Origin of the sequence: Pseudomonas sp. NFACC46-3 (assembly GCF_900114515.1) — a bacterium.
Lineage (GTDB): Bacteria > Pseudomonadota > Gammaproteobacteria > Pseudomonadales > Pseudomonadaceae > Aquipseudomonas > Aquipseudomonas fluorescens_Q.
The window spans coordinates 758,894-773,744 of sequence record NZ_FOTH01000001.1; the positions used below are offsets into that span (position 1 = coordinate 758,894).

Annotated in this window: 15 protein-coding genes; 14 read left to right on the top strand and 1 reads right to left on the bottom strand. The window is 60.5% G+C overall.

The window, feature by feature from the left end:
- The first annotated feature begins 265 nt into the window (after positions 1-265).
- The 11 genes from BM300_RS03160 (at position 266) to BM300_RS03210 (ending at position 10,306) form a co-directional block, all read left to right on the top strand.
- A complete protein-coding gene (locus BM300_RS03160; protein WP_057447774.1) occupies positions 266-1,120 on the top strand; it encodes a MurR/RpiR family transcriptional regulator in 855 nt (284 codons plus the stop codon).
- A 2-nt stretch (positions 1,121-1,122) separates the two neighbouring features.
- Positions 1,123-1,767: a cysteine hydrolase family protein gene (locus tag BM300_RS03165; RefSeq protein WP_057447773.1), complete on the top strand. Its 645-nt coding sequence runs from the start codon at positions 1,123-1,125 to the stop codon at positions 1,765-1,767.
- On the top strand, positions 1,764-3,116 hold the full coding sequence (locus tag BM300_RS03170; protein WP_092461988.1) for a type I glutamate--ammonia ligase: 1,353 nt from the start codon (positions 1,764-1,766) through the stop codon (positions 3,114-3,116). The genes BM300_RS03165 and BM300_RS03170 overlap by 4 nt, the downstream gene beginning before the upstream one ends.
- A complete protein-coding gene (locus tag BM300_RS03175) occupies positions 3,100-3,852 on the top strand; it encodes an N-formylglutamate amidohydrolase (RefSeq protein ID WP_092223906.1) in 753 nt (250 codons plus the stop codon). The genes BM300_RS03170 and BM300_RS03175 overlap by 17 nt, the downstream gene beginning before the upstream one ends.
- 56 nt (positions 3,853-3,908) lie before the next feature.
- On the top strand, positions 3,909-5,258 hold the full coding sequence (locus BM300_RS03180) for an APC family permease (protein ID WP_092145456.1): 1,350 nt from the start codon (positions 3,909-3,911) through the stop codon (positions 5,256-5,258).
- A 110-nt stretch (positions 5,259-5,368) separates the two neighbouring features.
- Positions 5,369-6,385, top strand: a complete 1,017-nt coding sequence (locus tag BM300_RS03185) for an arginine N-succinyltransferase (RefSeq protein ID WP_092461990.1) — start codon at positions 5,369-5,371, stop codon at positions 6,383-6,385.
- Between the two features lie 61 nt (positions 6,386-6,446).
- Complete coding sequence (astA, locus tag BM300_RS03190; RefSeq protein ID WP_092223904.1) at positions 6,447-7,481, top strand: arginine N-succinyltransferase; 1,035 nt, start codon at positions 6,447-6,449, stop codon at positions 7,479-7,481.
- 139 nt (positions 7,482-7,620) lie between these two features.
- Entirely contained in the window at positions 7,621-8,394 is a 774-nt protein-coding gene (locus tag BM300_RS03195) for a hypothetical protein (RefSeq protein WP_256575786.1), read from the top strand.
- Positions 8,391-9,071, top strand: coding sequence for a transposase (locus BM300_RS03200; RefSeq protein WP_092461993.1), 681 nt, complete (start codon positions 8,391-8,393; stop codon positions 9,069-9,071). The genes BM300_RS03195 and BM300_RS03200 overlap by 4 nt, the downstream gene beginning before the upstream one ends.
- Positions 9,068-9,259 carry a hypothetical protein gene (locus tag BM300_RS03205; RefSeq protein ID WP_063322101.1) on the top strand — a complete coding sequence of 64 codons (192 nt, stop codon included), beginning with the start codon at positions 9,068-9,070 and terminating at the stop codon, positions 9,257-9,259. Before BM300_RS03200 ends, BM300_RS03205 begins: the two co-directional genes overlap by 4 nt.
- Before the next feature lie 177 nt (positions 9,260-9,436).
- Complete coding sequence (locus BM300_RS03210) at positions 9,437-10,306, top strand: isocitrate lyase/PEP mutase family protein (protein ID WP_063322102.1); 870 nt, start codon at positions 9,437-9,439, stop codon at positions 10,304-10,306.
- Between the two features lie 230 nt (positions 10,307-10,536).
- Here BM300_RS03210 and BM300_RS03215 read toward each other — a convergent pair whose 3' ends face one another.
- A complete protein-coding gene (locus BM300_RS03215) occupies positions 10,537-11,766 on the bottom strand; it encodes an acyl-CoA dehydrogenase (RefSeq protein ID WP_072346633.1) in 1,230 nt (409 codons plus the stop codon).
- A gap of 177 nt (positions 11,767-11,943) precedes the next feature.
- Here BM300_RS03215 and BM300_RS03220 point away from each other — a divergent pair, with 177 nt between their 5' ends.
- The 3 genes from BM300_RS03220 to BM300_RS03230 all read left to right on the top strand — a co-directional run bounded on the left by BM300_RS03220 (position 11,944) and on the right by BM300_RS03230 (position 14,522).
- Entirely contained in the window at positions 11,944-12,873 is a 930-nt protein-coding gene (locus tag BM300_RS03220; RefSeq protein WP_063322104.1) for a LysR family transcriptional regulator, read from the top strand.
- Positions 12,874-13,069: 196 nt separating this feature from the next.
- Positions 13,070-13,471: a MerR family transcriptional regulator gene (locus BM300_RS03225; protein WP_072346631.1), complete on the top strand. Its 402-nt coding sequence runs from the start codon at positions 13,070-13,072 to the stop codon at positions 13,469-13,471.
- A gap of 151 nt (positions 13,472-13,622) precedes the next feature.
- On the top strand, positions 13,623-14,522 hold the full coding sequence (locus tag BM300_RS03230) for a hydroxymethylglutaryl-CoA lyase (RefSeq protein ID WP_092145448.1): 900 nt from the start codon (positions 13,623-13,625) through the stop codon (positions 14,520-14,522).
- Positions 14,523-14,851: the final 329 nt, after the last annotated feature.

Genomic DNA, 14,851 nt, shown 5'->3' on the forward strand with positions numbered 1-14,851 from the left:
ACGGGATATTCACGCACTTAGTTGTACAGCACCTTATACGAAATCAAATAAGTGAGACAAAAAGGCGTTATGTCCGACATCGCCAGAAGCATCAACTGACATACCCGGTCTACCCAACCGAGACCAACTCCTACAAGGGTTTCGCACAATACTGGAGCATTTTAAACGGAACGTAAAAACCACTGGACATGTAGCACCAGCTACATAAATACTGTTTTCAGGAGTTATGAAAGAAATTCAACACCCATCCTGGCAAGGAGCACGGATGCCACCTCTCAGAGACCTGATCACCGACCCCGGCCTGGTTTTGACGCCGTCGGAACGCAAGGTCGTACGTGCCCTGCTCGATCACTACCCACGCAACGGCCTCGGCCCGATGTCACGCCTGGCAGACCATGCCGGCGTCAGCGACCCGACTATCGTGCGACTGGTGAAAAAACTCGGGTTTGGCGGTTACGCCGAATTCCAGGATGCACTGCTCAGTGACATGGACCATCGCCTGCGCTCCCCTCGCACCCTGTTGAAACCGCGGGCCAAATTGCAGCAAGGCGATACCTGGAGCCAGTACCTGGCCGCCAGTCAACGCCACCTCATCGACACCCAGGCCCTGACCCAACCCGAAGACGTGCGCATTCTCGTGCAGTGGTTGCTCGACAGCCGCCATCAGGTACATTGCTTCGGCGGGCGTTTCAGCAGCTTCCTGGCCCACTACCTGCTCAATCATTTGCGTCTGTTGCGCGCCGGCTGTTTTGCCCTGGAAGACAACGCCCAACTGCCTGACCGGCTATTCGACGTGCAGCGCCAGGATGTGGTGCTGATCTTCGATTACCGCCGCTACCAGGCCCAGGCCCTGCGCGTGGCCAGCGCGGCCAAGGAGCGCCACGCCCGGGTCGTGCTGTTCAGCGACGTCTACGCTTCGCCATTGCGCGAGCTGGCCGACCTGATCATCAGCGCCCCGGTGGAGTCGATCTCGGCCTTCGACAGCCTGGTTCCGGCACTGGCCCAGGTCGAGGCGCTGATTGCCTGCCTGACCCTGCAATGCCCCGAGCTGGCCGAACGCCTGGAAGGCATCGATGCCTTGCGCACGGAATTCAACACGCACCTGCTGGAGGAAAAATAAGGATGTTCTCGCTCCCCCACCGCTCGCCCCGGGATCTACCGTTCACCTGCCAGCACACCGCCTTGCTGCTGGTGGACATGCAACGCGCCTGGCTGGAACCGCAATTCGACGCCCACCTGCACACCCGCGAGGCCGAGTATTTCATCCAGCGGGCCCGCCAGCAGGTCATCCCCAACCAGCAGCGCTTGCTCAACGCGATGCGCGAAGCACAGCACAACGTGTTGCACACCCACATCGAAAGCCTCACCGCCGATGGCCGCGACCGTTCCCTGGATCACAAGCTGTCGGACATGCACCTGCCCAAGGGCAGCCCCGAGGCGCAGATCATTGCCGAACTGGCGCCGCTGGAAAACGAAATCGTGCTGCCCAAGACCTCCTCCGGGGTTTTCAATTCCACCAACATCGACTACGTGCTGCGCAACCTGCAGACCCGCCACTTGATCGTCGCCGGCATTGTCACCGACCAGTGCGTCGACATGGCCGTGCGCGACGCTGCCGATCGCGGCTACCTGGTCACGCTGGTGGAAGATGCCTGCGCCACCTACACCGAACAACGGCACCTGGCGTGCCTGAACGCGATCAAGGGCTATTGCTGGATCACCGATACCGACACCGTGCTCGCGCGCTTGCAGGAGATGCAGCCATGAGCCGCCTCGATCCTGCCGCCGTCCTCGCGCCGTTGCCCGTGACGACCCTGGTGACCACCGACCTGATCGGCGTGACCCGTGGGCGCTCGTTTCCAAGTGATGAGTTGCCCCACTACGTCACCGCTGGCTGTGGCTGGGTGCCGGCCAACAGTGCACTGACGCCCCAGGACATCATCGCTTCGACCAACCCCTGGGGTGCTTATGGCGACCTGCGGCTGGTGCCGGACCTGTCTAGCCGGGTGACCGTCAACAACGGTCCCGACGCCCAGGCGCCCGTCCTCGACTTTATCCATTGCGATGTGCGCGAGACCGACGGCCGGCCCTGGAGCGCCTGCCCGCGCACGCTGTTACAGGACGAAGTGGGGCGTTATCGCGTCGAACTGGGCTTACAGGTTTTCGCCGCGTTCGAGCATGAATTCAACCTGGTTGCCACGCCTGCGCAGCCTGATCGCCTGGCCTTCAGCCTCCAGGCCCAGCGCCAGCAAGCCGAATTCGCTGGCTGGTTGCTCAGTGCCCTGCGGGCCGGCGGTGTCGAGCCGGAAATGTTCCTGCCGGAATACGGCCAGCATCAATACGAAATCACCTGCCGCCCGACACTGGGCGTAGCCGCCGCCGACCGGGCCGTGAACGTACGGGAAATCACCCGCGAGATCGCCCGGCAAATGGGCCTGGACGTGAGCTTCGCCCCCAAGGTTTCGGAACATGCCGTGTGCAACGGCGTACATTTGCACCTGAGCCTGCAAGACCTGGGCGCGGACCCGGTGCTGCATGACGCCGCCAGCAGCAACGGTTTGTCCAGCCTCGGCCAGCATTGGGCCGCGGGTGTGCTGCACTATCTGCCGGCACTGTGTGCGCTGACCGCGCCGACGCCGGTGTCCTACGAGCGCCTGCAACCTCATCACTGGAGCGCATCCTATGCGTGCCTGGGACAGCGCAACCGCGAAGCGGCGCTGCGCATCTGCCCGACCGTGAGCCTGAGCGGCAAACCGCTGGCGAACCAGTACAACCTGGAGTTCCGCGCCATGGACGCCACCGCCTCGCCGCACCTGGCGATGGCGGCGCTGTTGATTGCCGGGCGACTGGGCATCCAGCAACGGCTGGCATTGAACGCTGTCACCGATCAAATACCCGATGAGCTGGATGAAGCACAACGTCGTGCCCGTGGCATTATCGCCCTGCCGACAACCCTGGCCCAGGCACTGGACTGCCTGCGCCACAGCGGGGCGCTGCTCGAGACCCTGCCCGGCCCGCTGGTCGACACCTATTTCGCCTTGAAGGCCCAGGAGCTGGCCTTGACCGAGGCACTGTCACCTGCCGAGCGTTGTGAGCACTATGCACGAATCTATTGAGTGTGCTGAAACGGGCCTCTACACCAGGCCGCCCTACCGACTGGTCCGGGAGGAATCCGAACACCCGGTGCTGCTGGTGTGCGAACACGCCAGCCGCTTCATTCCCGCGGCGCTGAACGATCTGGGCCTGGATGAAACGGCCTCCCAGGAGCACATCGCCTGGGACATCGGTGCCCTGGCCCTGGCCGAACGCCTGTCCGAAACCCTTGGCGCGACCTTGCTGACGGCCAATTATTCACGGCTGTTGATCGACCTCAACCGTCCGCTGCACGTACCGGACAGCATTCCGCCCCAGAGCGAGATCTATCAGGTGCCGGGCAACCAGGCTCTGGACGAGCCTACGCGCGAATATCGCCGCCAGTGCCTGTTCCACCCTTTTCATGACCGACTACGCGCGTTGATCGACCAGCGCCTGGCCGCCAACCGGTCGGTGCGCGTGGTGGGCATCCACAGCTTCACCCCGGTGTTCTATGGTCAACCGCGCGCGCTGGAAGCTGGCGTGCTGTTCGGCGAAGCCAAGGATTATGCCCAACGCATCGTCGACGGGCTGAGCCGGCATTCGTTGCGCGCGGCAGGCAACCAGCCCTACAAGATCAACCCCTTGACCGACATGACCGTCCCGGTGCACGGCGATGCCCGCGGCCTGGATTCGGTGTTGATCGAAGTACGCAACGACCAACTGCGCAGCCCCGAGGCGGTACGGACCTGGAGCGCTTACTTGGCCCCATTGCTGTAGAAAAACAGCGGCAACCCGCAAGGACATCCACCCACAGCTGAGAAGGAGAACGGCTCATGAGCATTGAGGCATTTGGCTACAAACAGGAATTGAAACGCGGCCTGTCGCTGACAGACCTGGTGGTATACGGGATGATTTTCATGATCCCCATCGCCCCGTTCGGCGTGTATGGCTATGTCAACGCCGAGGCACCGGGGATGGTGCCGCTGGCGTACATCATCGGCATGGTGGCAATGTTGTTCACCGCGTTGAGCTACGGCAGCATGGCCCGGGCTTTTCCAGTGGCCGGTTCCGTCTACTCCTACGCACAACGGGGCCTTAACCCACACGTCGGCTTCATCGCCGGCTGGCTGATGCTGCTGGACTACCTGCTGATCCCACCGCTGCTCTATGTCTACGCCGCCATGGCGCTGAACCATTTGTACCCGGACATCCCCAAGGTCGGTTTCATCCTGGCGTTCCTGGTGAGCGCGACCTTCGTCAACCTGCGGGGCATCACCTTCACCGCGCGGATGAACATCATTTTCCTGCTGGCGCAGCTGGTGGTACTGGGGATTTTCCTGTTCTACGCCTGGAACGCCCTGCACGGCGGGGCCGGTAACGGCCAGCTGACCCTGGCGCCGCTGTACAGCCCGGAACACTTCAACTTCGCCCTGCTGATGCAAGCCGTGTCCATCGCGGTATTGTCGTTCCTGGGCTTCGACGCCATTTCCACCCTGGCGGAAGAGATCAAGGGCGACCCGGGCCGCAGCGTCGGCAAGGCAGCCCTGGTGACCTTGCTGGTGATGGGGGCGATCTTCGTGGTGCAGACCTGGATCGCCACGGACCTGGCCGCCGGCATGGGTTTCAAATCCGCAGACACCGCATTCTATGAAATCGCCGAACTGGCAGCCGGCAGTTGGCTGGCCACCTTGACCGCGGTTGCCACGGCCCTGGCCTGGGGCGTGGCCGTGGCGATCACTTCCCAGGCGGCGGTGTCGCGCCTGTTGTTCGGCATGGCCCGGGACGGCCAGTTGCCCAAGGTGCTGGCCAAAGTCCATCCAACCCACAACACCCCATACCTGAGCATTTACCTGGTGGCAGTGCTGTCGCTGTTGATCTGCTACCTGTTCATCGACGCCGTGGACACCCTCACCTCCCTGGTCAATTTCGGCGCCCTGAGCGGCTTCATGTTGCTGCACATCACGGTCATCAACCACTACTGGCGCCGCCAGCAGTCCGGCCAACTGATTCGCCACTTGATTTGCCCACTGGTCGGCTTCGTGATCGTCGCGGCCATCATGTACAACATGGGCGTGGCTGCGCAGAAGCTCGGCCTGATCTGGATCGCCGCGGGCGTGATTTATCTGTGCGTGCTCAACAAATTCGGCAACCCTGCCGCCGTGCCCGATCCGGCCGGTCAGTGAGGGCCGGTGGTCGAAGGACTCGGCCAACCGTGGTTACAACGCGTGGACATCGACAGTGATCGTCAAGCCCGGTGCTGGTTACCGGGCTCTCTGGAACAGGAGTGCAATCCATGCTGGCCTTACGTCCAGTTCAATTAACCGATCTGCCGCAACTGCAACAATTGGCCCGTGACAGCCTGGTGGGGGTCACGTCGCTACCGGACGATACCGCGCGCCTAGAGGAAAAGATCCTCGACTCGTGCGCCTCGTTCGAGGCCGATGTGCAGGGCCCTGGCGCGGAGAATTATTTTTTTGTCCTGGAGGACCTGGAATCCAGGCGCCTGGTCGGTTGTTCGGAGATTCTCGCCAGCACCGGTTACAACGAACCGTTCTACAGTCTGCGCAACCGGCCGTTTTCCAGCGAGTCCCGCGAGCTGAACATCCAGCATGGCGTGCCCGCGCTGTCACTGTGCCAGGACCTCAACGGGCAGACGCTGCTGCGTGGCTTCCACATCGACGCCGAGCGGGTGCGCACGCCGGAATCGGAGCTGCTGTCCCGGGCCCGGCTGATGTTCATCGCCGCCCATCCCCAGCGCTTCGCCGAATCGGTCATCACCGAAATCGTCGGTTTCAGCAGCGAGGACGGTCAGTCGCCATTCTGGGACGCCATCGGCCAGCACTTCTTCGACCTGCCCTACGTCGAAGCCGAACGGCTGTGTGGCTTGCAGAGCCGGACCTTTCTCGCCGAGCTGATGCCGCAATACCCGATCTACGTACCCATGCTGCCGCCAGCGGCCCAGGCCTGCATCGGTCGAGTGCATCCCGACGGCCAGGAAGCCTTCGACATCCTGGCGCGCGAGGGTTTCGAGACCAACAACTACGTCGATATCTTCGACGGTGGGCCGACCTTGCATGCCCGTATCGCCAACGTCCGTACCATCACGCAAAGTCGGAGCGCCACGGCCCGGCAAAGCCTGCAGATCGATGCCACAGGCCGTTACCTGGTGAGTAACGACCGTCTTGGAAACTACCGGGCCATCGTCGCCGAGCTGGACGTCAACGACGAGGGCCCCGTGGCCCTGTCGCCCGACATGCTGGCCGCCCTGGGCGTCATGGATGGCGAGCGGATCCGGGTGGTCGCCCTATGAACCTCACTCGATCCCGTGGCACGCATCAGCGCTTGGACCGACGTAATGAAGGAGCTGCAGCATGATTGTCCGTCCGGTCGCCATTACCGATCTGCCCGCATTGCTGGACCTGGCCCGTTGCGCAGGCCCCGGTTTCACCAGCCTGCCGGCCAACGAAGAGCGCCTGGCCCATCGTATTCGCTGGGCCCAACGGACCTTTGCCGGACAAGTCGAACGTGCCGACGCCGATTACCTGTTCGTGCTCGAAGACGATGATCGGCAGGTGGTGGGCATCAGCGCCCTGACCGGCGCGGTCGGGCTGCGCGAGCCCTGGTACAACTATCGGGTCGGGCTGACGGTCAGCTCGGCGCCGGAGCTGGGGATCCAGCGGCAGATCCCGACCCTGTTCCTCAACAACGAGATGTCCGGGCAATCGGAGATCTGCTCGTTGTTCCTTCACCCCGAGCAACGTCGCGGTCACAACGGACGCCTGCTGTCCCTGGCGCGCCTGCTGTTCGTGGCCGAGTTCTCCCAGCTGTTCGGCGAAAAAATGATCGCCGAACTGCGAGGCCATGCCGACGAACGAGGCAGTTCGCCGTTCTGGGACAGCCTGGGACGGCATTTTTTCAAGAAGGATTTCAGTTACGCCGATCAGTTGTCCGGCATGGGCAACAAGTCGTTCATCGCCGAACTGATGCCACGTCAGCCGCTGTACACCTGCCTGCTCACCGAGCAGGCCCAGGCGGTGATCGGCAAGGCTCACCCGAACACCGAGCCGGCCCTGAAGATCCTCAGTGCCGAAGGTTTCAGCCACAAGGGTTACATCGACATCTTTGACGGCGGCCCGGTGATCGAGGCGCCGGTGTCGAAGATCCGCACCGTCCGCGACAGCCAGATGCTGACCCTGGTCATTGGCACCCCGGACCCACAGGCACCGGTCTGGCTGATTCACAATCGGCGCCTGGAAAACTGCCGCGTCACCAGCGCTCGCGCACACCAGCATGGCCACAAGCTGCTTGTCGATCGCCTCACCGCCAAACGCCTGCAAGTGCAACCGGGTGATACGGTGCGGGCCGTGGCATTGCCCAGGCTGGGGCAACAGGCGGTGGCGGCGTAGCCTCGTTACCGCCCAACCTTGGATATTCAATACATAAGAATGTCGTTAATCAGCAATACTTCTCCACAATTGCATAATTGCCACCCACCTACTCGAGACCCATACTTTCGCGCACCGCCCCACTGTAACGACAATATTCATGATCAAGAATCTGATTGCCACACGATTACCGCTCGAACACATAGCGGAGAAAATCAAGACATTAGACATGAACGCGCAAATCAAACAATTGATCGCCGACCTGGATGTTCAACACAAAGTTGCTACGGCACAGTCTCGACGCGCGGCCATCATGAACATGACCAACCCGCACACTGGCACCATCACGCTGCATTGTACGAGCATTGGTAATATCAGCATCAAGGCACTTGCATCTAACACTGCGTCTTCGCAACTGTACTCGGTGCCCGGCCAAAGTATTCTATTCGCACTCGATCAGCCTTTCGAAATCCAGCAATACACCCTCAACACGCATCAACTTGAAAAAACCGACACCTCGATCGTCGACCCGTGCAATCCGCTGATCATTGATGGCAATCGAACCTTATTCGACTATTCTCCAAGGGGCGAAAAACAGCCGACATTGATTGGCAGGATCAACTTCCCCGACCGCAGTGCGGACATCAGCGTATTTGACCCTGTTTCATTGCGCAAAAAAGCCTGGCTGCCTCACGACAACAGTGCCGCCCGGTACCTGGTGAGCCTCGAATTACTTGCAACGATCGAGGACCCGGGAGTGGTCAGGGTTGCCGGGGAGCTGATCTACCATTATCACCCTGCCGTGGCGTGGAAAGCCTTCCAGATGCTTTATCGGGCTGACCCGCAAAACGCGTTGAGTTACGTCCCGTTGCTGAAAAAACGCAAGGACGCACGCCTGGACAATTTGCTCCGTCCACTGGAGCTGGCGGCATGAACCTGAAAACGTTTGTCGAGCGCCTGAACACTTATGACATGCAGCGAGACAAAGCCGGGATCATTGCAGACTTGCGCCAATTGGCCAAAAACCGTTGTCTATTGAGCGATCATCTGTATACCACCCTCCGGCAAGACGGTTTTAGTACACGCAACAGCCTCTATAACGCCTATGGCTTTTTACTGCACAAGAATGATTCATTCACCCTTCGCCTGGGGTTCTGGTCGCCGGTAGAGACTCATGATGAAAGCGAAACATTCATTTATAACCTGAACCACAGTCACGACTTTGAACTTTATGCGGTCGGCTACAGCGGAGATGGCTACACCACCTTTGTACGCGAACTACTTGATGATCTACCGTTGCAAAAAGGTAAAAGACCCCGACTGGGCAAGGAGCGCAGGCTTAAACTTGCGCCAGGAGAAGTCTTGTACATGCCAGCCTTGCGGGAAATCCATAAACAACTAGCCCCGAACTCAATGTCCGCCTCACTCAGCCTGCTTGTCCATCCCGAACGCCTGGACAAGATCGACGAAGCATGGTGCTTCGACAAAGATTACATACCCCTTTACCCCGGCGTAGCTGCGCAAGAGATCACGTTGTTTACAGAGACACTATCACTGCTCCATGCCGGTAGTCATTCGCTGTTCAGCAACCGAAGAAAGGAGGAACCTTGAATAACCTGATGAAAGACTGGGATGAAACCCCATTACTGCGGGCCGGTACCAATGTGGTCGATACCGCGATGCAACTGACGAACGAAATCCACTGCACACTCCCCGGCTTCCCGACGCGCTTCAACGTCGGAAACATCCATGAGATCAAGCAATTCTGGAGCCTACCGAGCGAAGACTTAATAGTTTGAAATGGGCTTTTTTTGCCGGGCTGCCGACCTTTCCGGGCCTGCAGCCTTTTTTCGATGCCATAACGGCATCACCCATACACATTCGTCATCATCTTTGCGCTTGCCACGTGATAGCCTTTGGATCTTTCGGCGTTGACACTTTTGCTCAAGCCTTTCCATTCCATTGGTGGAACTCACATGTCCAGGCTTTCCCATCAAGATTTGCGTCGTAACTTCCGCCAATTGCTGGCTTCCAACACCTGCTACCACACCGCCTCGGTGTTCGACCCGATGTCGGCGCGCATTGCTGCTGATCTGGGTTTCGAAGTAGGCATCCTCGGAGGTTCGGTGGCGTCGTTGCAAGTATTGGGCGCGCCGGACTTCGCCCTGATCACCCTCAGCGAATTTGCCGAACAGGCCACCCGCATCGGCCGCGTGGCCCAACTGCCGGTGATTGCCGACGCCGACCATGGCTATGGCAATGCCCTGAACGTGATGCGCACGATCGTCGAACTGGAACGGGCCGGCATCGCCGCGCTGACCATCGAGGACACCTTGCTGCCGGCCCAGTTCGGGCGTAAATCCACCGACCTGATCGGCGTAGCCGAAGGCGTCGGCAAGATTCGTGCGGCGCTGGAAGCGCGAGTCGATCCGGAAATGGCGATCATCGCCCGGACCAACGCGGGGATTTTGCCGGTCCAGGAAATCATCAGCCGTACCCAGCAATATGAGCGTGCCGGTGCCGACGGGATTTGCATGGTGGGGGTGCAAGACTTCGAGCACCTGGAAAAAATCAGCGAAAACCTGACGGTGCCGCTGATGCTTGTCACTTATGGCAACCCGTTGCTACGCGACGACAAGCGCCTGGCCGAATTGGGCGTACGCGTGACCATCGACGGCCACGGCGCCTATTTCGCCGCGATCAAGGCCACCTACGACAGCCTGCGGGAACAGCGGCAGATCTTCACCCAGGCGTCGGACCTGAGCGCCACCGAACTGACCCACACCTACACCCAGCCCGAGGACTATATCCGTTGGGCCGAGGAGTATATGAGCGTCAAGGAGTAAGAAGGCTCACTGTCCGGGAAGCCGCTATCGCGAGCAAGCTCGCTCCCACAGTGGGTTTGCGGTGCGACGTATATCTCGGGCACACCGCCCATTCCCTGTGGGAGCGAGCTTGCTCGCGATAGCTGTGGGTCAGCTTGCATGAGTGTTGGATGTGCCAACGCCATCGCGAGCAGGCTCCCACAGGGGGATTTGTGGTGAGCGCAATGGCGTTGCCAAGGTAAAACAGGTCTTCAGCGCCCGCTGCGCAACATTTCCCTGGGCACGTACTTGCCAATCTCGAACTTGCCGATGGCGGCGCGGTGGACTTCATCCGGACCGTCGGCCAGGCGCAGGGTGCGTTGCATGGCGTACATGTAGGCCAGCGGGAAGTCGTTGGAAACCCCGGCCCCGCCGTGGATCTGGATCGCCCGGTCGATGACCTTCAGGGCCACGTTCGGCGCGACGACCTTGATCTGGGCGATTTCGCTCTTCGCCACTTTATTACCGACCGTGTCCATCATGTACGCCGCCTTCAACGTCAGCAGGCGCGCCATGTCGATTTCCATCCGTGAGTCGGCAATCTTGTCGATGTTACCGCCCAGGCGTGCCAACGGCTGGCCGAAGGCCGTGCGGCTGACGGCACGCTTGCACATCAATTCCAGTGCGCGCTCGGCCATGCCGATGGAACGCATGCAGTGATGAATCCGGCCCGGGCCAAGACGCCCCTGGGCAATTTCAAAGCCGCGTCCCTCACCCAACAGGACATTTTCGTACGGCACGCGCACGTTCTCGAACAGCACTTCGGCATGCCCGTGAGGCGCATCATCGTAGCCGAACACCGGCAGCGGCCGGACGATCTTGACCCCGGGGGTGTCCACCGGCACCAGGATCATCGAGTGCTGGGCATGGCGCGGCGCATCAGGGTTGCTCAGGCCCATGAAGATCAGGATCTTGCAGCGCGGGTCGCAGGCCCCTGAGGTCCACCACTTCTTGCCATTGATGACCCACTGGTCGCCGTCGCGCTCGGCACGAGCGGCCATGTTGGTGGCGTCCGAGGAGGCAACGTCCGGCTCGGTCATGGCAAACGCCGAGCGGATCTCGCCGCGCAGCAGTGGCTCGAGCCAGCGTTGCTTTTGTTCTTCATTGGCGTAGCGCACCAGCACTTCCATGTTGCCGGTGTCCGGCGCCGAGCAATTGAACGGTTCAGGACCCAGCAGCGAACGGCCCATGATCTCTGCCAACGGCGCGTATTCCAGGTTGGTCAGGCCGGCACCCAGCTCGGACTCAGGCAGAAACAGATTCCACAAACCCTCGGCCTTGGCCTTGGCCTTGAGCTCTTCCATGATGGCCGTGGGCTGCCAGCGGTCGCCTTCGGCCACTTGCTGCTCGAACACGGCTTCAGCCGGGTAAACGTAGGCATCCATGAACGCCGTGACGCGTTCACGCAGTGCCTGAACCTTGGGGGAATAAGCAAAATCCATGAGCAGCACCTTCTTGGCAGAGGTTGTTTTAGGTCATGAAATCGATGCTAGTTCAGCTACGAAAATTTACCTAACCTATTCTCGGCGTGTATTAACATTCATCACCGATATATGTTTCACTGATTCGCATCGCCATCCGGCACCTCACAACACGTCCAAGAATAAGAGTGCAGCGCCATGAATCTGAGCAAGGTCGATCTCAACCTTTTCATTGTCTTCGATGCGATCTACACCGAAGCCAACCTGACCCGCGCCGGGCAGATCGTCGGCATCACGCAGCCGGCCGTGTCCAATGCCCTGGCGCGCCTGCGGGAGACCTTCAACGACCCGCTCTTCGTGCGCACCGCCCAAGGCATGGTGCCGACGCCCATGGCCCAGAACATCATCGGCCCGGTGCGCAACGCCCTGTCGCTGCTGCGGGTGTCGGTGCAGGAAAGCCGGATCTTCAACCCGTTGCAGGCCGTCAAGACCTACCGCATCAGCATGACCGACCTCACCGAAGGCGTGATCCTGCCGCCGCTGTTCCAGCGCCTGCGTCGCCTGGCACCTACCGTGGCGATCGAAAGCTTCCTCTCCAAGCGCCGTGAAACCACCAAGGAGCTGGCCGCCGGCCGCCTCGACTTCGCCGTGGACGCACCGCTCAACACCGACCCGCAGGTACGCCACGTCAAGTTGATGGAAGATCGCTACGTGTGCGCCATGCGCAAGGGCCATCCGCTGGCGGGCAAGGAAAAGATCAGCCTCGACGATTACCTGGCCCAGACCCACGTGCATATTTCCAGCCGCCGCAACGGGCTGGGTTATGTCGACCTGGCCCTCGGCAAGATGGGTATCCAGCGCAAGATCGCCCTGCGCTCCCAGCATTACCTGATGGCCTCCCAGGTCCTGCAACAAACGGACATGGTCATGACCGTCCCCGAGCGCTTTGCCCGTCGTCACGATCTGCACGCCTTCCTGTTACCAGTCAACGACGTGCCGCCGGTGGAAACCCACCTCTACTGGCACGAAAGCACCGACCAGGACCCGGCCAACCGCTGGATGCGCGAGCAGATGATCGAGCTGTGCCAGCAGGTGACGGCCCACGAGAAGAAGCTCGACAAGGTTTAGGCGATCAAAATTGTGGGAGCGAGCTTACTCGCGATGGCGTCGGATCAGTCGCCATTGATATTGGCCGGTCTACCGCTATCGCGAGCAAGCTCGCTCCCACAGGTTCATGCCTGCCATGCAGTGCCGGCCCCATGCTTGACGCGAACGTCAACCTGCCTTTAGCTTAGCGCCAGCCCCTTTCGTTTCGAGCGCGTCCATGAGCAGCCAGACCTACAGCATCTCCGACCTCGCCCGCGAGCTGGATATCACCACCCGGGCCATCCGTTTCTATGAAGAACAAGGCCTGTTGAGCCCGGAACGACGGGGCCAGGAGCGCATTTACTCGCCGCGGGACAAGGTCAGCCTGAAGCTGATCCTGCGCGGCAAGCGCATCGGCTTTTCCCTGGCCGAGTGCCGCGAACTGATCGAACTCTACGACCCCTCCAGCGGCAATCAGAAACAGCTGCACAGCATGCTGGCGAAAATCGCCGAGCGCCGGGAACAGCTCGAACAGCAATTGCTGGACATCGAACAGATGAAGCTGGAACTCGACACCGCCGAAGAACGCTGCATCCAGGCGCTGGAGCAGACACTCAAGGGCGAGGAAATCGTCCAGTAACACTTTCTCCCTGTGGGAGCGAGCTTGCTCGCGATGGCGGCACATTCAACATCAATGCAAGCTGATCCACCGCTATCGCGAGCAAGCTCGCTCCCACAATGGGTTCATCATTGCGCTCGACATATTGGCAACTCACTACAGGTCAATCCCCATGTCCCTCCCCTCCTTTGTACGCCTGATCGAAGTCGGCCCCCGTGACGGGCTGCAGAATGAAGCACAGCCCATCAGCGTCGCCGACAAGGTGCGTCTGGTGGATGCCTTGAGCGCCGCCGGCCTGGGCTACATCGAAGTCGGCAGTTTCGTCTCGCCCAAGTGGGTGCCGCAAATGGCCGGCTCCGCCGAGGTGTTCGCGCAGATCCAGCGCAAGCCCGATGTAACCTATGGCGCCCTGGCGCCGAACCTGCGGGGTTTTGAAGATGCGCTGGCGGCGGGCGTGAAAGAAGTGGCGGTGTTCGCCGCCGCGTCCGAAGCATTCTCCCAGCGCAATATCAACTGCTCCATCAAGGACAGCCTGGAGCGTTTCGAGCCGATCATGGAGGCCGCCAGACAACACGGCGTCAGTGTGCGCGGTTACGTGTCCTGCGTGTTGGGTTGCCCGTATGAAGGTGCGGTCAAGCCTGAGCAGGTGGCTTGGGTCGCTCGGGAGCTGTATGCCATGGGCTGCTACGAAGTCTCCCTGGGTGACACCATCGGCACGGGCACCGCCGGTGCCACCCGCAGGATGTTCGAGGTGGTGGGCGCCGAGGTGCCTCGAGACAAGCTCGCCGGACACTTCCACGATACCTACGGCCAAGCCATGGCCAACGTATACGCCAGCCTGCTGGAAGGCATCGCGGTGTTCGACAGCTCCATCGCCGGCCTGGGCGGCTGCCCTTATGCCAAGGGCGCCAGCGGTAACGTTGCCACCGAGGACGTGCTGTACCTGCTCAATGGCTTGGGTATCGAGACCGGTGTCGACCTGGACGCCCTGATCGCCGCGGGTCGGCAGATCTGCGACGTGCTCGGCCGCCCTAGCGGTTCGCGTGTCGCCAAGGCCCGCAGCGCACAGTGAGGTGTTACCGCTGGCTTTGTAACGGCGGCGAAACGAGTAACACGGAAACAATTTGTCAGGTTTGACGCGCCAGGTTTTTCAGCTAAAAAATTCAAGCCATTGATTTATATAGAGTTTTAAAAGTTGGCACGCCACCTGCTATATCTCTCGCATAACAAGAATAAAAAAACGCAGCAAACCCAATAAAAACAAGACGAAACGACTCTGGCATAACAAAAACAACACGGCAGAGACGCAGCTAACAGATTTTTTTGGAGAGGATGTGCTTTTCAGGGTGCTTTCAGGAGCAACCCGCAACCGGGCAGAGAACAATAAAACTACCTTCAGGT

Coding starts and splice junctions, on each gene's coding strand:
- BM300_RS03225 (WP_072346631.1), top strand. CDS start 13,070: ATGAGCAGCCAGACCTACAGCATCTCCGACCTCGCCCGCGAGCTGGAT.
- BM300_RS03195 (WP_256575786.1), top strand. CDS start 7,621: ATGATCAAGAATCTGATTGCCACACGATTACCGCTCGAACACATAGCG.
- BM300_RS03160 (WP_057447774.1), top strand. CDS start 266: ATGCCACCTCTCAGAGACCTGATCACCGACCCCGGCCTGGTTTTGACG.
- astA (WP_092223904.1), top strand. CDS start 6,447: ATGATTGTCCGTCCGGTCGCCATTACCGATCTGCCCGCATTGCTGGAC.
- BM300_RS03210 (WP_063322102.1), top strand. CDS start 9,437: ATGTCCAGGCTTTCCCATCAAGATTTGCGTCGTAACTTCCGCCAATTG.
- BM300_RS03170 (WP_092461988.1), top strand. CDS start 1,764: ATGAGCCGCCTCGATCCTGCCGCCGTCCTCGCGCCGTTGCCCGTGACG.
- BM300_RS03185 (WP_092461990.1), top strand. CDS start 5,369: ATGCTGGCCTTACGTCCAGTTCAATTAACCGATCTGCCGCAACTGCAA.
- BM300_RS03175 (WP_092223906.1), top strand. CDS start 3,100: ATGCACGAATCTATTGAGTGTGCTGAAACGGGCCTCTACACCAGGCCG.
- BM300_RS03180 (WP_092145456.1), top strand. CDS start 3,909: ATGAGCATTGAGGCATTTGGCTACAAACAGGAATTGAAACGCGGCCTG.
- BM300_RS03230 (WP_092145448.1), top strand. CDS start 13,623: ATGTCCCTCCCCTCCTTTGTACGCCTGATCGAAGTCGGCCCCCGTGAC.
- BM300_RS03165 (WP_057447773.1), top strand. CDS start 1,123: ATGTTCTCGCTCCCCCACCGCTCGCCCCGGGATCTACCGTTCACCTGC.
- BM300_RS03220 (WP_063322104.1), top strand. CDS start 11,944: ATGAATCTGAGCAAGGTCGATCTCAACCTTTTCATTGTCTTCGATGCG.
- BM300_RS03215 (WP_072346633.1), bottom strand. CDS start 11,766: ATGGATTTTGCTTATTCCCCCAAGGTTCAGGCACTGCGTGAACGCGTC.
- BM300_RS03200 (WP_092461993.1), top strand. CDS start 8,391: ATGAACCTGAAAACGTTTGTCGAGCGCCTGAACACTTATGACATGCAG.